23 protein-coding genes are annotated in these 19,258 nt (G+C 68.4%); 6 read left to right on the forward strand and 17 right to left on the reverse strand.

What is annotated here, in order from left to right; translation table 11 throughout:
• On the forward strand, positions 1 to 390 hold the full coding sequence (locus AC1U2B_RS16120) for a VOC family protein (RefSeq protein WP_480217539.1): 390 nt from the start codon (positions 1 to 3) through the stop codon (positions 388 to 390).
• Between the two features lie 38 nt (positions 391 to 428).
• On the opposite strand, the gene AC1U2B_RS16125 is transcribed toward AC1U2B_RS16120, so the two are convergent.
• From AC1U2B_RS16125 to AC1U2B_RS16135, 3 genes are read right to left on the reverse strand one after another with little or no spacing between them, the layout of a single operon-like run.
• The gene (locus AC1U2B_RS16125) at positions 429 to 737 is read right to left on the reverse strand and encodes a DUF3349 domain-containing protein (protein WP_043401448.1); all 309 of its coding nucleotides are present in this window, start codon (positions 735 to 737) and stop codon (positions 429 to 431) included.
• Between the two features lie 10 nt (positions 738 to 747).
• Positions 748 to 1,029: a hypothetical protein gene (locus tag AC1U2B_RS16130; RefSeq protein ID WP_260971180.1), complete on the reverse strand. Its 282-nt coding sequence runs from the start codon at positions 1,027 to 1,029 to the stop codon at positions 748 to 750.
• A gap of 32 nt (positions 1,030 to 1,061) precedes the next feature.
• Complete coding sequence (locus AC1U2B_RS16135; protein WP_260971179.1) at positions 1,062 to 2,309, reverse strand: inorganic phosphate transporter; 1,248 nt, start codon at positions 2,307 to 2,309, stop codon at positions 1,062 to 1,064.
• Positions 2,310 to 2,580: 271 nt separating this feature from the next.
• Between AC1U2B_RS16135 and AC1U2B_RS16140 the strand changes: the two genes are divergently transcribed.
• The 3 genes from AC1U2B_RS16140 (at position 2,581) to AC1U2B_RS16150 (ending at position 5,880) form a co-directional block, all read left to right on the forward strand.
• Positions 2,581 to 2,919, forward strand: a complete 339-nt coding sequence (locus AC1U2B_RS16140; protein WP_260971178.1) for a DUF3349 domain-containing protein — start codon at positions 2,581 to 2,583, stop codon at positions 2,917 to 2,919.
• Positions 2,916 to 4,064 (forward strand): o-succinylbenzoate--CoA ligase, encoded by a 1,149-nt coding sequence (menE, locus tag AC1U2B_RS16145; protein ID WP_480217756.1) that lies wholly within the window; start codon positions 2,916 to 2,918, stop codon positions 4,062 to 4,064. The genes AC1U2B_RS16140 and menE overlap by 4 nt, the downstream gene beginning before the upstream one ends.
• 97 nt (positions 4,065 to 4,161) lie before the next feature.
• The gene (locus AC1U2B_RS16150) at positions 4,162 to 5,880 is read left to right on the forward strand and encodes a DUF4407 domain-containing protein (protein WP_480217540.1); all 1,719 of its coding nucleotides are present in this window, start codon (positions 4,162 to 4,164) and stop codon (positions 5,878 to 5,880) included.
• A gap of 56 nt (positions 5,881 to 5,936) precedes the next feature.
• On the opposite strand, the gene AC1U2B_RS16155 is transcribed toward AC1U2B_RS16150, so the two are convergent.
• The 3 genes from AC1U2B_RS16155 to AC1U2B_RS16165 are packed head-to-tail and all read right to left on the reverse strand — an operon-like array spanning position 5,937 to position 8,202.
• The gene (locus tag AC1U2B_RS16155) at positions 5,937 to 7,052 is read right to left on the reverse strand and encodes an NAD(P)H-dependent flavin oxidoreductase (protein WP_043401441.1); all 1,116 of its coding nucleotides are present in this window, start codon (positions 7,050 to 7,052) and stop codon (positions 5,937 to 5,939) included.
• Positions 7,053 to 7,101: 49 nt separating this feature from the next.
• Positions 7,102 to 7,878 carry an S-methyl-5'-thioadenosine phosphorylase gene (locus tag AC1U2B_RS16160; protein ID WP_480217541.1) on the reverse strand — a complete coding sequence of 259 codons (777 nt, stop codon included), beginning with the start codon at positions 7,876 to 7,878 and terminating at the stop codon, positions 7,102 to 7,104.
• A 3-nt stretch (positions 7,879 to 7,881) separates the two neighbouring features.
• Positions 7,882 to 8,202, reverse strand: a complete 321-nt coding sequence (locus AC1U2B_RS16165) for a hypothetical protein (RefSeq protein WP_480217542.1) — start codon at positions 8,200 to 8,202, stop codon at positions 7,882 to 7,884.
• A gap of 35 nt (positions 8,203 to 8,237) precedes the next feature.
• Here AC1U2B_RS16165 and AC1U2B_RS16170 point away from each other — a divergent pair, with 35 nt between their 5' ends.
• Positions 8,238 to 9,110, forward strand: coding sequence for a 1,4-dihydroxy-2-naphthoate polyprenyltransferase (locus AC1U2B_RS16170; protein WP_480217543.1), 873 nt, complete (start codon positions 8,238 to 8,240; stop codon positions 9,108 to 9,110).
• Positions 9,111 to 9,124: 14 nt separating this feature from the next.
• Here the strand turns inward: AC1U2B_RS16170 and AC1U2B_RS16175 are convergent, their stop codons facing one another.
• Positions 9,125 to 9,433 carry a DUF4229 domain-containing protein gene (locus tag AC1U2B_RS16175; protein ID WP_043401436.1) on the reverse strand — a complete coding sequence of 103 codons (309 nt, stop codon included), beginning with the start codon at positions 9,431 to 9,433 and terminating at the stop codon, positions 9,125 to 9,127.
• Positions 9,434 to 9,482: 49 nt separating this feature from the next.
• Between AC1U2B_RS16175 and AC1U2B_RS16180 the strand changes: the two genes are divergently transcribed.
• A complete protein-coding gene (locus AC1U2B_RS16180) occupies positions 9,483 to 9,626 on the forward strand; it encodes a hypothetical protein (RefSeq protein ID WP_192830187.1) in 144 nt (47 codons plus the stop codon).
• Between the two features lie 8 nt (positions 9,627 to 9,634).
• Here AC1U2B_RS16180 and AC1U2B_RS16185 read toward each other — a convergent pair whose 3' ends face one another.
• The 10 genes from AC1U2B_RS16185 to AC1U2B_RS16230 all read right to left on the reverse strand — a co-directional run bounded on the left by AC1U2B_RS16185 (position 9,635) and on the right by AC1U2B_RS16230 (position 19,235).
• Positions 9,635 to 10,696, reverse strand: coding sequence for a MinD/ParA family ATP-binding protein (locus AC1U2B_RS16185; RefSeq protein WP_480217544.1), 1,062 nt, complete (start codon positions 10,694 to 10,696; stop codon positions 9,635 to 9,637).
• Between the two features lie 2 nt (positions 10,697 to 10,698).
• Positions 10,699 to 11,667, reverse strand: a complete 969-nt coding sequence (gene ccsB / locus AC1U2B_RS16190) for a c-type cytochrome biogenesis protein CcsB (RefSeq protein ID WP_043401432.1) — start codon at positions 11,665 to 11,667, stop codon at positions 10,699 to 10,701.
• Positions 11,664 to 13,274, reverse strand: a complete 1,611-nt coding sequence (gene resB, locus AC1U2B_RS16195; protein ID WP_480217545.1) for a cytochrome c biogenesis protein ResB — start codon at positions 13,272 to 13,274, stop codon at positions 11,664 to 11,666. Before resB ends, ccsB begins: the two co-directional genes overlap by 4 nt.
• Positions 13,271 to 14,059, reverse strand: a complete 789-nt coding sequence (locus AC1U2B_RS16200; protein WP_043984898.1) for a cytochrome c biogenesis CcdA family protein — start codon at positions 14,057 to 14,059, stop codon at positions 13,271 to 13,273. Before AC1U2B_RS16200 ends, resB begins: the two co-directional genes overlap by 4 nt.
• Positions 14,056 to 14,634, reverse strand: coding sequence for a TlpA disulfide reductase family protein (locus tag AC1U2B_RS16205; RefSeq protein ID WP_480217757.1), 579 nt, complete (start codon positions 14,632 to 14,634; stop codon positions 14,056 to 14,058). Before AC1U2B_RS16205 ends, AC1U2B_RS16200 begins: the two co-directional genes overlap by 4 nt.
• 29 nt (positions 14,635 to 14,663) lie before the next feature.
• Positions 14,664 to 15,272 (reverse strand): histidine phosphatase family protein, encoded by a 609-nt coding sequence (locus AC1U2B_RS16210; protein WP_480217546.1) that lies wholly within the window; start codon positions 15,270 to 15,272, stop codon positions 14,664 to 14,666.
• Positions 15,269 to 16,573 (reverse strand): glutamate-1-semialdehyde 2,1-aminomutase, encoded by a 1,305-nt coding sequence (hemL, locus tag AC1U2B_RS16215; protein WP_480217547.1) that lies wholly within the window; start codon positions 16,571 to 16,573, stop codon positions 15,269 to 15,271. Before hemL ends, AC1U2B_RS16210 begins: the two co-directional genes overlap by 4 nt.
• 74 nt (positions 16,574 to 16,647) lie before the next feature.
• On the reverse strand, positions 16,648 to 18,096 hold the full coding sequence (locus AC1U2B_RS16220) for a cytochrome P450 (protein WP_480217548.1): 1,449 nt from the start codon (positions 18,094 to 18,096) through the stop codon (positions 16,648 to 16,650).
• A gap of 19 nt (positions 18,097 to 18,115) precedes the next feature.
• The gene (locus AC1U2B_RS16225; RefSeq protein WP_480217549.1) at positions 18,116 to 18,766 is read right to left on the reverse strand and encodes a TetR/AcrR family transcriptional regulator; all 651 of its coding nucleotides are present in this window, start codon (positions 18,764 to 18,766) and stop codon (positions 18,116 to 18,118) included.
• Positions 18,767 to 18,848: 82 nt separating this feature from the next.
• A complete protein-coding gene (locus tag AC1U2B_RS16230; protein WP_043401421.1) occupies positions 18,849 to 19,235 on the reverse strand; it encodes a pyridoxamine 5'-phosphate oxidase family protein in 387 nt (128 codons plus the stop codon).
• Positions 19,236 to 19,258: the final 23 nt, after the last annotated feature.

A 19,258-nucleotide genomic window follows, 5' to 3' on the forward strand; every position in this document is an offset into this window, starting at 1 on the left:
ATGGAAATCCTGGCCAGCCGCGTCCTGATCCGCCCCGCCGACTACGCCGAGTCGGTGGCTTTCTACCGCGACGCCATCGGCCTCGCCATCGCCCGCGAATACGGTGCCGGCACAGTGTTTTACGCCGGCCAGTCGCTCATCGAGCTCGCCGGCCACGGCCGCGACGGCGACGGTCCCACCGCCCCGTTCCCGGGCGCGCTGTGGCTGCAGGTGCGGGACGTCTACCAGACGCAGGCCGAACTCGAAGGCCGTGGCGTGCCGATTTCCCGTGCGGCACAACAGGAACCGTGGGGCCTGCACGAGCTGCACGTCACCGACCCCGATCAGGTCACCTTGATCTTCGTCCAGGTGCCCGACACCCACCCACTACGACGAGACACCCGGAGCTAGTCGCTCCGGGTGTCTCGTGTGGTGCGTGTTGCGGCGCGTCAGCGAGCCGGCGTGGCCAGCGGCCAGCCGACCGAGGCCAGCCGCGCGGACACCTGCTGGATGTCCTCTGCGCTGGGCTCCTGGTTGGTGACGTTCGCGATCGCGGCCTGAATCTCCGCCTCGGTGACCGGGTTCTCGCCGTCGTTGGTCCGCAGGATGGACCGCGCCGCGTCGACGACTTCGTCTTCCGTCAGCGAACGCTTCAGCAGCGCCAGCACCGGGTAGTAATCCTTCGGCGGCACGCCGTCGGGGTATCCAGCCCGCAGCCACTTCAGGACGTTTTCGAACAATCCGTTTGATTCGGTCATTTTCGCAGGCTCACTTCTTCAGGAAGGGGAACAGGTCGACGCCGGTGTGGTGGATGATCGTCGACCGCGTGATCCACAGGATCGCGGCCAGGACCACTGCCCCGACCAGCACGAACAGCGCCAGACCCAGGTACTTCAGGACCGGGTTGGGCGCGGCGACGGTCCCGTCGGAGTGCTCGCCGCCGGCTCCGTTGGAGTAGGCGACCAGGCCGCCCGCGAACACCGCGGGCAGGCCTGCGCCGAGGATCAGCCCCACGACGAGGACCTTGAGGATGGATTCCACGTAGTTCATCAGTGATTCCTTCTGGTTCAGTTCTCGGGGAATCAGACGCCGGCGGATTCGGGCGACTTGCTGGCGGCGTCACGGACGTCGGCCGGCACCACCGAGTTGGTCGAGTCGTCCCAATCGGCGTTGACGTTGCTGCTGTCGACCTTCTGCTGCTGCGCACGCCAGTACATGAACCCCGACAGCGCGACCAGGATGACGAAGATCGTGCCGTCGCCGATCAGAGCCGAACCGGTCGCGGACTTCAGGCCGTAGGACAGCCAGTACGACAGGGCACCGACCAGAGCCGCGGCCGGCAGCGTGATGAGCCAGGCCATGGCCATGCGGCCGGCGACGGCCCAGCGGACCGAAGCGCCCGGCTTGCCGACGCCGCTACCCAGGATCGAACCCGTGGCGACGTGGGTGGTGGACAGCGCCATACCGGCGGCGCTGGAGCTCAGGATGATCGCGGCAGAGGACGCCTCGGCGGCCAGACCCTGCGGGGACTCGATCTCGACGAGGCCCTTGCCCAGGGTGCGGATGACGCGCCAGCCGCCGATGTAGGTGCCCAGACCGATGGCGAGGGCGCAGGAGGCGATGATCCAGAACGGCAGGCCGTCCTTCTTCACGTCACCGGTGAGGTGGCCGGTGGTGATGAGGGCCAGGGCGATGACACCCATGGTCTTCTGCGCGTCGTTGGTGCCGTGAGACAGCGCGACCAGCGAGGCCGTCGCGATCTGGCCCCAGCGGAAGCCTTCTTCGCGGCGCTTCTTGATGACGTTGCGCGTGATTCGGTACACCAGCCAGGTGCCGACAGCGGCCACCAGGCCGGCGATGAACGGGGCAGCGATGGCCGGGATCAGGACCTTCTGGATGACGCCGGTCCAGTTGATGCCTGCGGTGCCGAGCGCGGCCAGGCCGGCACCGATCAGTCCGCCGAAGAGCGCGTGCGACGAACTGGAGGGGATGCCGAACAGCCAGGTCAGGAGGTTCCACAGAATGCCGCCGATGAGGCCGGCGAAGATGATGGTGAGTCCGGTCGACGCATCGATGGACTTGAGGAGGTGCCCGGACTTGCTGTCCTGAATCTTCAGCACCGAGGTGGTGACGGTGACGGCGACCTCGACTGACAGGAACGCGCCGACCAAGTTCAGGACGCCGGCCAGCAGCACCGCGGTCTTGGGCTTCAGCGCGCCTGTGGCGATCGAGGTCGCCATGGCATTACCGGTATCGTGAAATCCATTCGTGAAGTCAAATGCCAGTGCTGTTGCGATCAACAGCCCCAGGATGACTAGCTCTGCGCTCATGGCGCTCATTCTGGTGTAACGCCGCCGTTTTTAGCGAGTTACGGCGACCCTCAAATCTGATCACGACCTGGCTTTATGCAGTTCTGTTCAATGTGTTCACTGAGAGTTCATCGGCCTGTGAGGTCCGGTTCCGCCGCCAACGCGCTGTTCAAAGCTCTGAGTACTACCGTGTCGGTGAGCCTGCCGCAGCCGCGGCTACCGTTTCGGGGCGCAGGATTGCGGCTATAGACATGGACGACGCTGGACGTCCCGGACTTCTGGAGGTGACGCCGTGAACGCATTTCTCACCAAGATCGTGGCGTGGCTGCAGGCCGGATATCCCGACGGCGTCCCCGCCACCGACCGGGTTCCGCTGTTGGCCCTACTGTCCCGGCGCCTGACCAATGACGAAGTCAAGTCGTTGGCACGAGTGTTGATGAACCGCGGGGAGTTCGATCAGATCGACATCGGCGTACTGATCACGCGCATCACCGACGAGCTGCCCCGCGCCGAGGACATCGAGCGCGTGCGCGCCCGGTTGGCCGCCAAGGGCTGGCCCCTCGACGATCCCCGTGATCCGGCCGACGGCGGGCCCGGCGACGGAGGCCCCGGCAATGGAGACCCGACATAGACGTCCTCCATAGCGTCGCTGTCGGTTCCGGCGATGCGGCCCTTGCCCTTATCCCCGAGTTGACGGATGCCCTGGACGGCAGCCGCGCGCTGCTGCCGGTCCCGGCGGACGACGACCGGCAGGCCGCCCTGCTGACCGAGACGTTGCGGGCCGGCGAGCCCGTCGACGACTCCGTCGCGCTCGTGGTCTCGACATCGGGTTCGACGGGAATCCCCAAGGGCGCCTTGCTTTCCGCGTCTGCGCTGCACGCCAGTGCCGACGCCACCCACGACCGGCTCGGCGGCCCCGGCCGGTGGCTGCTGGCCCTGCCCGCCTACCACGTCGCCGGATTGCAGGTCCTGGTGCGGAGCTTGCGGGCCGGCACCACGCCGGTCGCCCTGGATCCGGGATTCGACGTCAGCGAATTCCCGTCGGCGGTACGGGCTTTGGGCTCGGGCCGGCGCTACACGTCGTTGGTCTCGGTGCAGCTGGCCAAGATTCTGGCCGACCCCGCCGCGACCGAGGCCCTGGCCGAACTGGACGCCGTCCTGATCGGGGGCGGCCCGATGCCCCCGGGCCTCGGCGAAAAGGCCGCGGCCGCAGGGGTTTCCGTGGTGCGCACCTACGGGATGAGCGAAACCTGCGGCGGCTGCATTTATGACGGAACACCGTTGCCCGGTGTCCGGTTGCGGATCGACGACACCGGACGGATCTCGCTCGGGGGGCCGACGGTGGCCGCCGGCTACCGCAATCCGGTCGACCCGTCCCCGTTCGTCGACGGCTGGTTCGTCACCGATGACATTGGCGCCGTGGATGATTCGGGTGTGCTGCGGGTACTGGGCCGGATCGACGACGCCATCGCCACCGGTGGGCTCAAAGTCCTGCCAGCCCTCGTCGAATCGGCCCTAGCCGGCCACCCGGCCATCGCCGAATGCGCGGTGTTCGGCGTGCCCGACGAACGCCTGGGCCAGCGGGTGGCCGTGGCCGTCGTGCTCCATCCGGGTGCGGACGCACCCACCGTCACTGACCTGCGGGAACAGGTGAGCACGGCCCTGGCCGCGACCGCCGCCCCACGGGAGGTCCATGTGCTCGACGAACTCCCCCGCCGCGGAATCGGCAAGCTCGACCGCCGCGCGCTGACGCTCAGGTACCAGAAAAACGCCTGATCGTACCGTGATGCCGGTCACAGGATCAGCGCTTGATTCGGTGGCGAGCCCGGCTCTCTGGGACCCTGGAACGCGGACCGGAAGAGTTGGAGTTTCCATGCCTGCCCACAGACAGCCTGACAACCACCCTGCGGTGACCGCCCTGACCTGGTCAGGAGGTGTGCTGGCCTGGCTCGTCGCCGCCGCCGTCGCGACCCCGTCCACTGGTCTGTCACTGGCCGTCGTCCTGCCTGTCACCCTGATTTTCGGCGTTCTGGTGGTCGTGGCCATCCGCAGCACGGTCGCCAGCGCCCGCGGCACGGCCGGCCGCGTGGCTCTGGCTGTCGCGATCGGCCTGCTGGTCGGCGAACTGGCCGCGATGACCCTGTTCAGCAATGCGATCTCCCAGCGCATGGACAGCGAGGCCGCGGCCCGCGCCGCGACGACACCGGCCGTCACCTCCGCTCAGGGGCAGCTGGACGCGCTGCGTGCCAGCCGCGGCACGCTCGACGCGGCCGTCGACTCCGCCCGGCAGCGTCGGGACGACGCCCAGGTCGTGGCCCGCTGCGAATACCACCCGACTCCGTCCTGCGCCCAGCAGCCGGTCACCGGCGTGCCGGGCGACGGCCAGATCACCCAGAACACTCAGGACACCCTCGCGCACGACCAGCGCGAGCTGGACGCCGCCCTCGCCGCCCGGAACGAGCAGGCCCCGACCCTCGACGCGCGGATCGCCGGTGCCGAGCACGCGGTCACGGCAGCAAGTAACGCGGCCGGTGTCGGCGCCGACCGCGGCTTCGGCGCGCGCTGGGTCGCGATGAACGGCTACACCATCGAGACGCCCGCCGCCCTGGTGGCGCGCATCGCCGTCATCGGTGTCTGTGTCCTGCTCTACCTGCTGCCGATGCTGCTGCACGCCCGGCAGGACCGGACCCTGCGCGAACGCCACGACGAGTCCCGGCTGCGGGCCGAGCTGCGCGCCGAGACCGCCATCGCCGTCAAGCAGGCCGAGGTGCGGGCCGAAGCCGAGATCCTGAAGGCCGAGCACCAGCTGGCCGCCATGCGTCTGGCGCTGGAATCCGATGCGGAGATCAACCGCGAATACCACCGCCAGCGCGTGGCCGAGGCCCTCACCGGCGAACCCGCACAGCACGCGATCGCCGCCCCGACCGCCGAGGTACTGAGGCCGGCTTCGGAGCCACAGCCGACGTACTCGGACTGGGACGAGCTCATGGCGTTCCCCGATCCGCAGCAACGCTCGCTGGCCGCGGCACCCGCGCCGAAGCCTGAAACCGAAAGCGCCCCAGCCGAACCGATCACCACGGCCGAACTCGTGCCGATCGACGACAAGCCCGCCGAGAACCTGCCGGTGCCCGCGACCTCGCAGCCCGCCGGTGGCCTGACGCTGCCGCAGCTGCCCGACCTCACCAAGGTCGCGGCCCGCCTGCTGCGTCCGCTGATGGCACCCGTGGCGCCGGTGGTCGACCGCGTCATCGACACGTCGGTGCAGCAGCTGCGCTCGGCGCAGAAGGTCATCGAGGAATTCGAGGAGATCACCTTCACCCTGCGCCGCACCTCCCGCACCACCGTGAGCGACAGCGAGCACGAGCAGTCGTCGGGCCCGCGCGTCGCCGATCAGGGCCAGGCGCTCGGACAGGGCAGCCAGCCGCGCGTCGAACCCCAGTGGGCCGCACCGCAGATGAACGCCACGTTCGCGCCGACCGCACCGCTGCGGGGCGTCGACCACACCGCGCTCAGCGGCAGCGACACCACGATCATCGACGCCGCGGACGAGCGCCGTCAGCTCCGTGAAGGCCGCCGCGCCATCGAGCCGTAACCGAGTGATTTGTGCACGTTCTGTCACGCTGAGCGCGACCAGACGTGCACAAATCCCTAGGGCAGCGACCGGTTCAGCCGTTCGGTGGCAGTCAGATAGTCCTCGATGAACTCGCGGACCACCTCGCGGGCGGGCTTGACCTTGTTCATCAGGCCGACGCCCTGGCCGACGAAGTAGGTCGCGAGCTGCTGGGCCCCCGGATGTCCTTGGGCGGCAAGCCGATCGATGCGGCGGATCACCGGCTCGCTCAGCATGTTCTGCAGTGGCAATGGCAGCGGTTTGCGGCCACCGTCTTTCGGTGCCCAGGCGTCGGTCCAGTCCGAAACCAGTTGGCGGGCAGGCTTTCCGGTCCGCCCCGCGGACCGCACGGTGTCGCGTGAGGTGGCGGCGAGCATCTTCTGCTTGGTGGCCGGCGCGGTCTCGGCCTCCTCGGTGGTCAGCCACACCGAACCGGTCCATGCCCCGGCGGCGCCGAGCGCGACCACGGCGGCCATCTGCCGACCGGTGACGATGCCGCCCGCGGCCAGCACAGGCACCGCATCATCAATAGCCTCAATAACTTCCGGCACCACGACAAGCGTCGACACCTCGCCGCAGTGGCCGCCGGCCTCGGTACCCTGCGCGACGATGATGTCCACCCCGGCCGCGACCTGCTTGACGGCGTGCTCCTTGGCCCCGACCAGCGCCGCCACCGGAATCCCCCGCTCGCGGCCCGCGTCGATCATGTAATCCGGCGGCACCCCAAGGGCATTCGCGATCAGCTTGATGGGGTGGCTCATCGCCACGTCGAGCAATTCGTGCCCGGTGCTGCCGGACAGCACCGACCCACCGGTGCGGACCCGTTCCTCGGGCTCGATGCCGTGGTCGACGAGCAGCTGGGAGACGAATTCCCGGTATTCCGAAGGGATTCGGTCGGCCAGCTGGCCGTCGGAGAGGTTCTCGCCCTTGCCCTCGAATTTCGCCGGCACGATGATGTCCGCACCGTAGGGCCGGCCGCCGACGTGATCGTCGATCCAGGCCAACTCGCGGTCCAACTGCTCGGGCGTATACGCCGTCGCGCCCAGCACGCCGAAACCGCCGGCGTTGGTGACCGCGGCGACCACGTCGCGGCAGTGGCTGAAGGCGAAGAGCGGGAAATCGATGCCGAGCTGTTCGCAGATGCGGGAAGTCACCCCGTCAGTTCTGCCACCCCGACTTGACGGGTGTCAATAGCCGGTCCGATCAGGGCAGCTCAAACGGCAACGCCACCCCGGCATGGGCCAGGCAGTGGGTGCAGGTCCGCTCGGCGGGGACCGTGGCGAGAGCCTGCTGCACCAGCGCCTTGAACATGGGGGTGTTCCGCTCGAACTCGGCGAAGACGTCGACCGTGGTGACGCCGGCACCGGCCTCGATACCGGCGTCCAGATCAGTCACCAAAGCTATTGCCGCATAACATATCTCGAGTTCGCGGGCCAGGACCGCCTCGGGGTAGCCGGTCATGTTCACGAGGGTGAACCCCTGTGTCGCGAACCACTGGCTCTCGGCCCGGGTGGAGAACCGGGGCCCCTGAATGACCACCATGGTGCCGCCGTCGATGACGCCGGGCTGCTGGGCCGCCACGGCACGCAGCGTCGGACAGTACGGATCGGCGAAGCCGACGTGGATGCCACCGGCATCGAAGTAGGTGTCCTCGCGGCTGCGGGTGCGGTCCACCAGCTGATCAGGCACGACCACGGCGCCGGGGCCGAGGTCCGCGGTCAGGCTGCCGACGGCGCACGGCGCGAAAATCCGGCGCACCCCCAGCGACCGCAGCGCCCACATGTTGGCCCGGTAGGGCACGGTGTGCGGCGAGTATTCGTGCTTGAGCCCGTGCCGCGGCAGGAACGCCACCTCGTGCCCGCCGACGGATCCGACGGTGATCGGCGCGCTCGGCGCGCCGTAGGGCGTGTCCACGCTGATGGTGCGCGCGTCATCCCCGAAGAACGTGTAGAAACCGCTACCGCCGATGACTCCCAGCATCCGTTATTCGGCGTCGGTCGTGGGAGCCTTGGGCGCGTCCTCGGTTTCCGGCTGCACGGCCGTGACCGGCGTCGGCGCGGGCTCATCCGCGTCGTCGGCCTCGTCCGCGCTGTCCTCACTGTCCAGTTCCAGTTCCGCGCGGGCCCGACGGGCGCCGTCGCGGATCTCGAACGCGTCGGTGGCCAGGGCGCCGATGGAACTCGCCACATCCTTGACCGCGGTGACGACGATGTTCATGACCTCGCCGACGGTGCCAGCAACCGCTTCTACGGATTCCTGAACGACGTCTTTGCGAATCTCGTTCTTGCTGAGCCGATCCTTCATGCCGATAAGTGTAGGGGCGTGGGACGATTGCGCGCGTGGCCAGTCTTTCGCAGTGGATTGAGGGTGCCCGACCACGGACCCTCCCGAATGCCGTCGCTCCGGTGTTGGCAGGTACCGGCGCCGCGGCCTGGGTGGGCGGTGCGGTGTGGTGGAAAGCCGCTCTGGCCCTTGTGGTTTCGGTGGCGTTGATCATCGGCGTCAACTACGCCAACGACTATTCCGACGGCATCCGCGGTACCGATGACGACCGGTCAGGGCCGGTCCGCCTGGTCGGCGCCAAGTTGGCTTCGCCACAGGCGGTGCTGGCGGCGGCGGTGATCAGCCTGTGCGTCGGCGCGGGAGTCGGCCTGGCGCTGGCCCTGGTGAGCCAGCCGTGGCTGATCGCCATCGGCGCGGCATGTATCGCCGGGGCCTGGTTGTACACCGGCGGCACCAACCCGTACGGCTATCGGGGACTCGGCGAGGTCGCGGTCTTCGTGTTCTTCGGTCTGGTCGCCGTGCTCGGCACGCAGTACACCCAGGCCCTGCGGATCGACTGGGTGGGACTCCTGCTCGCCGTCGCGGTCGGATCGTTGTCGTCGGCGGTGCTGGTGGCCAACAACCTTCGCGACATTCCCACCGATCAGGTGTCCGGCAAGATCACCCTCGCGGTGCGGCTCGGCGATGCGCGCACCCGCCAGCTGTTCCAGGTGCTGACGGCGCTGCCGTTCGTGCTGACCGCGGTCCTGACGCTCGCCACACCCTGGTGCCTGGTCGGCTTCGCGGCGGCTCCGCTGGCGGTGCGCGCGGCCAAGCCGGTGCGTTCCGGACTCGGCGGCCGCGAGCTGATCCCGGTGCTGCGCGACACCGGGCTGACGATGCTGGTGTGGGCTGCCCTGGTGACCGCGGTGCTGGTGATCAAACCGTAGGAAGCGGAGCGGCGTCAGTCGCCGGAGGAATCCTCGCCGTGCAGGCGGGCCCGCAGCTGCTCGCGCTCGGCGCGCCGGCGCTCGTCAACGGCGGCGATCCCGGCAGTGGCCCGGCGGCGCAGCGGCGCGAAAAGCCAGATGCCCAGCGGCATTCCGAGGACCAGCGCGAACAGCAACGCCACCATCGCCGGGAAGTTGCGGATTCCCAGCAACTGAACAACACCGAAGATCGCTCCCGCAATCGCCGCTACCAGCAGCAGGCGGGCAAGCGCGTAGAGAAAGACATCGAGCAGCAAACGTGGCCAGGATGGCGTTTCAGACACCGCACGAGTTTACCGACGGACGCGTATATTCGAACAAAGGAGGTTTTACGTGCAGTTCCTGCTCCTGATCACGCTGCTGGCGCTGTTGGTCTACGTCGGCTGGCGCGCCACTCGCGCTACCGCCGCGCGCCCGACGACCCGCGTCATCGGCCCCGACGACGATCCTGAATTCCTGCGCCGGCTCGGTTCTTAGCGCACGCGCTACAGCGACAGCGGAAATCCGTCCGCGACGGCCACGGCCAATTCCAGCAACGCATCCCGGGTGTCCGCCCGGAGCCGGTCCAGACTGATCTCGGCACCCTCCTCCAGGTGCGGATCGAACGGCACGACCTGTACCGCCCGGCACCGGCGGCCGAAGTGATCGACCACCTTGCGCAGATCGACCTTGCCGGATCGCGGACGTACCGCGTTGACCACCGCGACGGCGTTGCGCACCAACTCCTGATGGCCGTGGGCATCGAGCCAGTCGAGCGTCGCCGCCGCGCTGCGTGCCCCATCGACCGAGCCCGAGCTGATCACGACGAGCACGTCGGCGTGATCGAGCACCGCACCCATCGCCGAATGCAGCATGCCGGTGCCACAGTCGGTCAGCACCAGCCGGTAGTACGGCTGCAGCACCGCCAGAGTGCGGGCGTAGTCCTCCGAACTGAACGCTTCCGACACCGCCGGATCGCTCTCCGAGGCCAGCACCTCGAGCTCACTCTCGCCGCGCGAGGTGTAGTTGCGGACGTCGCTGTAGCTGGAGATGCCCTCGGCGTCGCGCAGGAGGTGACGGACCGTCGCCGGCGTTTCCAGCGGCACCTTCTGGCTGAGGGTGCCGCGGTCCGGGTTGGCGTCCACCGCGATGACCCGGTCGCCGCGGATCGACGCGAACGTCGCGCCGAGCGTCGCGGTGATGGTCGTCTTACCGACGCCGCCCTTCAGGGACAGCACCGCGATCCGGTAGCAGTCCCGCAGCGGCCGGTTGATCTGCGCGGTGAGGATTTTGCGGCGCAGGGTCAGGGGGCTCTCGCCGGGGTTGAGCAGGGTGCCCGTCGCGTAGTACAGCGCTTTACGCCAGCCGGTCGACGGCGCGCGGCTCGGCCGGCTCAGCAGTGCGACAGTGGCGGGGTCCAGGCTCCGCGGCTTGGCGGGTTTCACCGCCAGGACGGGCGTGACCGCGTGCGCGATGACGATCCGGGACTCCGGCGCCGCGGCGGGCGCGGGCACACCGACTGAATCGGCCGGATCCTTGAACCGGCCCTGAGCGCGGAACGAAGGCAAGCTCAGCCGACCCCTGCGTACGAATGCAGGCCGACGGTCACCAAGTTGATGAAGAACAGGTTGAACACCATCGCGACGAAGCCGACGACGTTGATCCACGCGGCCTTCTTGTCGCGCCAGCCGGCGGTGGAGCGGGCATGCAGGTACGCGGCGTAGACCACCCAGGCGACGAACGACACCGTCTCCTTGGGGTCCCAGCCCCAGTAGCGGCCCCACGCTTCTTCCGCCCAGATGGCCCCGAAGATGACGCCGAACCCGAAGATCGGGAACGCGAAGATGGTGGTCCGGTACGCGATGCGGTCCAGGGTCTGGGCATCGGGCAGGCGCTGGATCATCCGGCCGAAGCCATTGTCGCGGTCGGCCAACGGCGACATCTTCAGCAGGAACAGGATGCTCGCCACACCGGCGACCAGGAACACGCCGGAGCCGATGCTGACCACCGAGACGTGGATGGGCAGCCAGTACGACTGCAGCGCGGGCATCACCGGGGCGGCATTGGTGTACAGCCACTTTCCGGAGACGGACAGCAGGATCAGTTCGGGCACCAGCACGAAGACCCACAGCGCGCGGAACTGCGGCTTGCGCAGCACAACCGCGGCGGCGATCAACCCGCAGAAGCTGGTCAGGTTGATGAACTCGTACATGTTGCCCCACGGCACGCGCGTGGTGGCCAGACCGCGCAGCACGATGCAGGCGAACAGCATCGCGATCCCGACGTACACCAGGGCGAGCCCGACGCGGCCGATACGCTCGTCAGCTGTCCGCTCCGGCGCGTCGATCACCACGCCCGGCGTCATGCTGTCGGCGCCGACACCCGCGGCGACCAGTTCCCGATTCTCGACCTTGCGGCCACGGCTGTACGCCAGCTCGACGGCCAGCAGCAGCAGGGCACCGACCAGCACCACCACGGACGTGGTGAACGCCCAGTCCGAGTACCGGGCCAGGTCTACGTCGATGTGCTCTGTGTTCATGCTTCCGTTCCTCCCACCAGCCGCGCGGTGAGTCGCTCGAACTCGTCACCCCACCCCGAGTTGTCCGTCCGGGCCAGGCCGCCGAGCTCGACGTTGACGGTACCCGGCTGGGCCGACACGATCCGAATCCAAACGCGGCGGCGGCGCACCACCAGTGACACCAGCAGCCCGGCCATCATGGTCAGCGCGAACACCAGCACCCACACCTGCGCGGGGTCGTGCGAGACCTGCACGTTGATGAACGGCACCGCGCCGTCGAACTTCACGACGGTGCCGTCGTCCAGCTTGGTCTGTTCGCCGGCCTTCAGGTTGACGCGCGCCTGCTTGGTGAGCCGCTTCTGCTCGATGAGGCTGGGGTCCAGCGAGAACAAAGACTGCGGCTTACCGCTGTCCAGGCCGCTGTCGCCGCGGTAGATGTCGATGGCCACCGCGGGCGCGTTCATCGCCGGGAAGCTCGAGGACAGCAGCTTGCCGTCGAGTTCGGCGGTCGGGGCGAACAGCCCCTGGATGGCGATCTGGTGCTTACGCCGCTCGCGGTCGTCGGGATAGGTACCGCCGGGCGGGTCGACGCGCATCACGCCCGAGGACAGCATGGTCAGCGCGTTCTCGGGCTTCCACTGCACCGTCGACGTACGGGTCTGCCCATTCGGGAAGGTGACGGTGAAGGTCGGCGCGTAGCCGTGTCCCTGCAGGTAGATGCGCTCGCCACCGATGCGCAGCGGGTGGTTGACCTCGAGCCGGTACGGCCGCCAGGTGCCGCTGACCAGGTCGGCGCCGTCCTGGTAGTCGATGTTCGCGGCGAACGCGGTGGCCTGCCCGCTGGGCAGGTACCGGGCGTCGAAGTCGTGCACGCGCAGGCAGCTGGGGTGCAGTGCGGTGCCGTCGACGACGTTGCCGGCGCGGAACGAGTCGAACGCGGCCGGCGACGCCGAGCAGAACCCGGGTCCGCCGTCGGCGATGACGATGACGTTGCCCTCGTAGCCGAACAGCTTGCCGAACGCGATGGCGACCAGCAGGCCCAGCAGCGAGAAGTGGAAGACGATGTTGCCGAACTCGCGCAGGTAGCCCTTCTCGGCGGAAATCTCGCGAGTGCCGTCCTCCAGGGTGCGGGTGGTCTGGCGCCAGCCTTTGAGCCGCTTGGCCATCTGCTCGGCGACGGCATCCGGCTCACCGGGAACGACGGCCTCGGCGTGCTTGGGCAGCCGCGTCAGGTTCCGCGGGGCGGGCACGGGGACGGCGCGCAGGCTGCGGACGTGCTCGAGCATGCGCGGCGTCAGGCAGCCCACGAGCGAGATGAACAGCAGCACGTAGATCGAGGTGAACCAGAAGCTCGAGAACACCGAGAAGGCCTGCACTTTGTCCAGCCACGGGCCGATCGTCGGGTGCTGCGCCAGGTATTCGTCGACCTTGCTGGCGTTGAGCGAGCGCTGCGGCAGCAGTGCGCCCGGGACGGCGCCGAGAGCCAGCAGGAACAGCAACACCAGCGCGGTGCCCATCGACGTCAGGTTGCGCCAGGTGTTGCGGAACAGCGCGACCACCCGCGAGATGGGGCCGGGGCGGCGGGTTTCGGTGCCCTGCACATCTTCGGGCGAGGAAACGTCGGTCATATCGGGAGCCTCACGTTGCTGACGAAGGCGTCGCGCACCCACGAGGTGAAGTCGTTCCACACGCCGGTGACCAGCGCGGTGCCCACCACGATCAGCAGCAGCCCGCCGAAGATCTGGATGGCGCGCGTGTGCCGGCGCAGCCAGCCCAGCCCCTGCACGGCGCGGGCCGAGCCGAAGGCCAACAGCACGAACGGAATTCCGAGACCCAGGCAGTACGCGATCACCAGAGCGATGCCGCGGGCGACGCTGGCGCCGTCACTGGCCGAGGCCACGGCGATGACGCCGGTGAGCGTCGGGCCCAGGCACGGCGTCCAGCCGAGACCGAACACCGCCCCGAGCAGCGGGGCACCCAGGACCGTCGACACCTGGCGCGGCGTGAACCGCACCTGTCGCTGCAGCGCCGGCACCAGACCGATGAACACCAGGCCCATCAACACCGTGACGACGCCGCCGATGCGTTGCAGCAGAAGCTGATTGGCGATCAGCGTGGTGGTGAGGCCGAGGACCGCGACCGCACCCATGAGGAACACCGCGGTGAAACCCGCGACGAACAGCGCCGCCGCGCCGGCGACCCGCCAGCGCGCGGTGCGCACCTTCACCGGGCCGGTCGCGCCCGCGTCGTCCGAGTTGTCGTCCACCCCGACCACCGCGGCCAGATACGACAGATACCCGGGCACCAGCGGCACCACGCACGGCGAGGCGAACGACACCAGGCCGGCCAGCACGCTCACCCCGATGGCCACCAACAGCGGTCCGGCCGCGGCGGTCTCGGCGAAGGAGGTCATGCCTTGCCCTCTTTGGCCAGCCGTTCGACGACGGGCCTGAGGTCGTCGGCCAGCAGTTCCCGCAGGAACACCGCGGCCACCCGGTGCTCGCGGTCCAGCACCAGCGTCGACGGGATGACCGTCGTCGGGTACTTGCCGCCGAACGCGATCATGGTGCGCATCGCCGGGTCGTAGATGGACGGGAACGTCACCTTGCGGTCGACGACGAAGTCGACGGCGGACTGCCGGTTGTTGTCCCGCACGTCGATGCCTAGAAAAGCCACGCCGAGACCCCTTGTGGCGTCGTACACCTTCTCCAGTTCGGAGATCTCCGAACGGCACGGGCCACACCACTGACCCCAGACGTTGATCACCACGACCTGACCCGAAAAGTCGTCCAGGGACAGGGTTTTCGACGGATCCGCGAGCGACGGCCCACGCACCGCGCCGGGCTTGCCACGGCTGGCGGGCGGGTCGTAGAAGATGTCGGTCTTGCCGCCGGGCGCCACGAATTCGAAGGTGCCGCCCTGGGCGACGGCGTCGTCACCGGTGGAGCAGCCGACGAGCAGCACGGCCGCCGTCAGGACGGCCGCCATCACTGCCCCGGCACGGGCCACCAGCGAAGTCACTGTCCGGCCAGCTCCGCGTATCCCCAGCCGACCATCTCGTCGTCGTGGAAGTAGAACGACGTCACCGACGCCAGGTTGCACATCCGCCTGGTCGGGAAATGGTGCAGGTTCTTGCCCAGCATTGCCCGTCGCAGCGTCTCCACCGGCAGCTGATGGCTGACGCACACCGCCTCGTGCCCGGCGCCCTTGACCCGCGCCCGGTCCATGGCGGCGGTCATGCGTGCTGCGATGTGCTTGTACGGCTCGCCCCACGACGGGGTCTTCGGGTCGCGCAGATGCCACCAGTTGCGCGGGTCGCGGAGCGCGCCGTCACCGGGCGAAACTCGTTGTCCCTCAAAGACATTTTCCGACTCGATGAGATCGTGATCGGTGTCGATGGCCAGGCCGTGCCGGGCCGCGATGGGCGTCGCGGTCTCCTGCGCGCGCTCCAGCGGTGAGGCCACCACGTAGACAATGTCGCGTTCGGCCAGCCAGCCCGCGACCGCCTCGGCCTGGGCCCGGCCGCGGTCGGACAGGTGGAAATCGGGCTTGCGGCCGTAGAGGATCTTGTCCGGGTTGTGCACTTCGCCGTGACGCATCACGTGCACGATCGTCTTGTCGGTCATGCGGGCTCCTGAGCTTGGGCGGCGGCGCGCGCGGCGGCGGGCAGCGCGTCGGCGATCCGGTCGAACGCAGCGTCGTCGAGTGCGGCCGAGACGAACCAGGTTTCGAAAGCACTGCACGGCGGGTACACCCCGGCGTCCAGCAGAGCATGGAAGAAGGCCGGGTAGCGCCAGGTCTCGGTGGCCTTCGCGGACGCGAAGTTCGTGACGGGCGCATCACCGAAGAACACCGTCAGGAAGTTCCCGGCCCGCGAAATCCGGTGCGCCACAGACGCTTCGGTCAGCGCGTCACCGATGAGCCCGGAGAGTCGGTCGGCGTTGACATCCAAAGCGCGGTAGACGGCGTCGTCGGCGGCCCGCAGCGTGGCCAGGCCGGCGGCCATCGCCACGGGGTTCCCGGACAGCGTCCCGGCCTGGTACACCGGCCCCAGCGGAGCCAGGCGTTCCATCACCTCGGCGCGGCCGCCGAAGGCCGCGGCGGGCAGGCCGCCGCTCATCACCTTGCCGAAGGTGAACAGGTCGGCGGCGACGGGATCGAGGCCGTACCAACCGCTGCGGCTCACGCGGAAACCCGTCATCACCTCGTCGATGATGAGCAGCGCGCCGTGCTCGGCGGTGATCTGCCGCAGCGCGGCGTTGTAGCCCTCGGCCGGCGGGACGGTGCCCATGTTGCCGGGGCTGGCCTCGGTGATCACGCAGGCGATCTCGTTGCCGAGCTCGGCGAAGGTCTGGCGCACCGCCTCCAGGTCGTTGTACGGCAGCACGATGGTGTCGGCCGCTGCCGCACCCGTGACGCCGGGCGACGACGGCAGGCCCAAAGTGGCCACGCCAGAGCCGGCGTCGGCCAGCAGCGCGTCGCTGTGGCCGTGGTAGCAGCCGGAGAACTTGATGATCTTGGGCCGGCCGGTGAAGCCGCGGGCCAGCCGGATGGCGCTCATCGTCGCTTCGGTGCCGGAGTTGACGAAGCGGATGCGCTCGACGGGAGCGACCCGGTCGATGATCGCGCGCGCCAGCTCCGTCTCCGCGGGCGTCGGCGCACCGAAGGACAGGCCATTGACTGCCGTGGTCTGCACAGCCTCGACCACCGCCGGGTGGGCGTGGCCCAGGATCATCGGGCCCCAGGAGCACACCAGGTCGACGTAGCGATTGCCGTCGGCGTCGGTCAGCCAGTAACCGTTGGCCGAGGTGATGAAGCGAGGGGTGCCGCCGACCGAGCTGAAGGCCCGCACGGGCGAGTTGACCCCGCCCGGGATCACGGTCGACGCATCGGCGAACAGTTTCGCGGAGACGTCGGTAGAGCGCATGACCACCAGTGTCCCAGCCCCGCGCGAATGGACCAACTACAGGGTGTAGTGGGCTGGGTTCAGGGCGGGCATCGTCAGGGTGCGAGCGGCCGCAGGGTCACCGGGAAGTCGTCGGTGGGCACCACGAGCGAGGTGTGGTCCCATTCGAGCTCGTAGTCCGCCGGGACCTCGAACCGATAGCGGAGCAGCATCTTGTGCAGCAGCGCCTTCACCTCGGCAGATCCGAACGTCATGCCGATGCACTTGTGGGCGCCGCCACCGAATGGCACGTACCCGAAGCGGTGCTCCTTGTGCTCGCTGCGCGGCTCCTCGAACCGGAGCGGATCGAATTCGCGCGAGTTGGTCCAGAAATCCCCCAGCTCGTGGGTGGCGCCCGGTGCGACGGAGATCATGGTGCCTGCCGGCACGTAGTAACCGGCCAGGTCGATGTCCTCGGTGGTCTTGCGCACCATGGCGGGCACGGGTGCGACCAGCCGCATCGACTCCTTGAAGACCAACTCCAAGGTCTCGAGCTTTTCCAGATCGTCGATCCCGATGTGGCCGGGGTCGCCGAGCACCAGCGATTCCGCGCGGCACTTGTCTTGCCACTCGGGGTGCTTGGCCAGGTAGTAGACCATCGCGGTGGCGGTGATGGTCGAGGTGTCGTGCGCCGCCATCATCAGGAAGATCATGTGGTTCACGATGTCGTCGTCGGTGAACTTCTCACCGTCTTCGGTCTCGACCCGACACAGCGTGGCGAACAGGTCGTCGTCGGCAGACGTCCGCTTGGCCGGGATCAGCTCGCGGAAGTACTTCTCGAGTTTCTGCCTGCCGATCAGCCCGCGGTTCCATCGGGTGGGCAGCAGGGGCACCGGGCGGCGGATGTAACCCGTGCCGGCCCGCACCGCATCCTCGAACGCCTCGATCAGCTCCTGGGATTCCGCGCTGGGCTCGGCGCCCATGAACACCCGGGTGGCGATCTCGAGCGAGGTGTTCTTGATCGCCGGATACATCAGCATCGGCTGATCGGTCGGCCAGCTCGGCAAGGTGGCGTCGATGACCGCCTGGACCTGCTCCTGGTACGCCACGAGACGGGTCCGGGTGAACGCCACCTGCATGATCCGCCGGTGCAGGAGGTGTTCCTGGCCGTCGAGCAGCATCAAGCCACGGGTGAAGAACGGGCCGATGAAGTACTCCCAACCGGCCTGGGACATGGCCTTGCTGCGGTTGGTGAGCACCTCCTGCACCGCATCCGGGCCGAGCGCCCACACCAACCGCGTCGCGAAGGTGTGACTCCAGGTGACGGGGCCGTATTTGGCGTAGTACCGGAGTGCCGATTCCTGGCCGTGCAGCAGCACCTCGACGGTCTTGCCCAGCCCCGGCAATCCGCGCTCCCCCATCACCGGCTTCAGCCCGCTGCCCGGCGGCGGCTCGGCCAGCGGTTCCCCGGTGGTGCCGATCCGTTCGGTGAGCTCGTCCAGAAGGCCAAATACCTTTGTGCCCAACGTTTTCCGGGCATTTCCCAGGATTCCTGCCGAGGTCATGTCGCTTGTTCCTTAGGGGTTAGTTGGCCATGCCGAAGCGAGCGCGGGGCGAGCTGTGCAGCACGTCCGCGGTGATGCTCAAGAAGAATTGGGTGCAGTCGTCGAGCAGTTCTTCGCAGTTCACGGCAGGGTCGGCCATCCAAGCGGTGAGCAGTTCGACGAACCCGCCGACGAAGAAGCGCGAGATGGTCAGCAACCGGCCCGGGTCGGTGCCGGGCCGCAGGTAGTGGCCGCCCAGATTCGCGATGATGGCGGCGATGCGCTCACTGGTGTCGCGACGACGCTCGGCCAGCCCGGGGCTGGCCAGCGAAAGATTGAGCACGACCCGCCCCTTGCGCGGATCCGCCGCGAAAAGGTCCACCGCGCAACGCAATCCCGCATTGACCTGACGGGATAGCTCTGACGGCGCCTGCGCGACCCTATCGAGCCCCATCTGGATCATTTCTTCGACGATCGAGTCGTAGACGGCCACGGTGAGCGCGTCGGTATCGGCGAAGCTCTCGTAGAAGTATCGCGATGACAGGTTGGCGGTCTTGCAGACCCCGCGCAGGGTGACGGCCGTCAGCCCGCCGGTGCCCAGAAGTTCCAGGCCGACATCGAGGAAACGGGCGCGGCGTTCGGAGCTTCGCTCACTGGCGCTACGTCCGCCATAGCTTCGGGCTTCGGCCATTTCGCCATCTTGGCACAAGTGTGTGCAGATGGATAGACCATCTGCACACACTCGTACGCAGAAACTGACGTCGGCGCGGACCCTACTGCTGCGGAGCCAGCTTGAAGACCGGGTGGTCGGCGTCGTCGGGCAGTTCTTTCCAGTAGCCCTCGACGACCTTGCCGGCCAGCGGCCGGTACGCCGCGATGATCGGCGCCCGGTCCGCGACCGGAATCTCGGTGGCCAGGTAGTTCGCCTTGCCGAGCGCCACCACGGGGTTCTCCCGGACGTTCTTCACCCACGCCGACTCACCGCGGGTGGACACCAGGTACTTCACCCCGTCCACCTCCGGCACCACGACCGGGATGCGCTGCGGCAAATGGTTGGAGCTGCGGGTGACCGTCAGCGTTTCGCTGCCACCGATCCCGGTCAGCCGCGCAATCGGGTTGAAGACGTTGACTACGAACCACGGCGGCTTGAGGTAGGCCATGAGAAAAGCGTAGAGCCAAAGCT

This window comes from Mycolicibacterium sp. P4_G11 (assembly GCF_056555145.1).

What these genes read in the sequence shown, in the direction of transcription:
- AC1U2B_RS16120 (WP_480217539.1), top strand. Translation starts at nt 1, where the DNA reads ATGGAAATCCTGGCCAGCCGCGTCCTGATCCGCCCCGCCGACTACGCC.
- AC1U2B_RS16150 (WP_480217540.1), top strand. Translation starts at nt 4,162, where the DNA reads ATGCCTGCCCACAGACAGCCTGACAACCACCCTGCGGTGACCGCCCTG.
- hemL (WP_480217547.1), bottom strand. Translation starts at nt 16,573, where the DNA reads ATGCGCTCTACCGACGTCTCCGCGAAACTGTTCGCCGATGCGTCGACC.
- AC1U2B_RS16165 (WP_480217542.1), bottom strand. Translation starts at nt 8,202, where the DNA reads ATGAAGGATCGGCTCAGCAAGAACGAGATTCGCAAAGACGTCGTTCAG.
- AC1U2B_RS16160 (WP_480217541.1), bottom strand. Translation starts at nt 7,878, where the DNA reads ATGCTGGGAGTCATCGGCGGTAGCGGTTTCTACACGTTCTTCGGGGAT.
- AC1U2B_RS16230 (WP_043401421.1), bottom strand. Translation starts at nt 19,235, where the DNA reads ATGGCCTACCTCAAGCCGCCGTGGTTCGTAGTCAACGTCTTCAACCCG.
- AC1U2B_RS16210 (WP_480217546.1), bottom strand. Translation starts at nt 15,272, where the DNA reads ATGACCGACAAGACGATCGTGCACGTGATGCGTCACGGCGAAGTGCAC.
- AC1U2B_RS16205 (WP_480217757.1), bottom strand. Translation starts at nt 14,634, where the DNA reads ATGGCGGCCGTCCTGACGGCGGCCGTGCTGCTCGTCGGCTGCTCCACC.
- AC1U2B_RS16125 (WP_043401448.1), bottom strand. Translation starts at nt 737, where the DNA reads ATGACCGAATCAAACGGATTGTTCGAAAACGTCCTGAAGTGGCTGCGG.
- AC1U2B_RS16200 (WP_043984898.1), bottom strand. Translation starts at nt 14,059, where the DNA reads ATGACCTCCTTCGCCGAGACCGCCGCGGCCGGACCGCTGTTGGTGGCC.
- AC1U2B_RS16135 (WP_260971179.1), bottom strand. Translation starts at nt 2,309, where the DNA reads ATGAGCGCAGAGCTAGTCATCCTGGGGCTGTTGATCGCAACAGCACTG.
- resB (WP_480217545.1), bottom strand. Translation starts at nt 13,274, where the DNA reads ATGACCGACGTTTCCTCGCCCGAAGATGTGCAGGGCACCGAAACCCGC.
- ccsB (WP_043401432.1), bottom strand. Translation starts at nt 11,667, where the DNA reads ATGAACACAGAGCACATCGACGTAGACCTGGCCCGGTACTCGGACTGG.
- AC1U2B_RS16225 (WP_480217549.1), bottom strand. Translation starts at nt 18,766, where the DNA reads ATGGCCGAAGCCCGAAGCTATGGCGGACGTAGCGCCAGTGAGCGAAGC.
- AC1U2B_RS16220 (WP_480217548.1), bottom strand. Translation starts at nt 18,096, where the DNA reads ATGACCTCGGCAGGAATCCTGGGAAATGCCCGGAAAACGTTGGGCACA.
- AC1U2B_RS16130 (WP_260971180.1), bottom strand. Translation starts at nt 1,029, where the DNA reads ATGAACTACGTGGAATCCATCCTCAAGGTCCTCGTCGTGGGGCTGATC.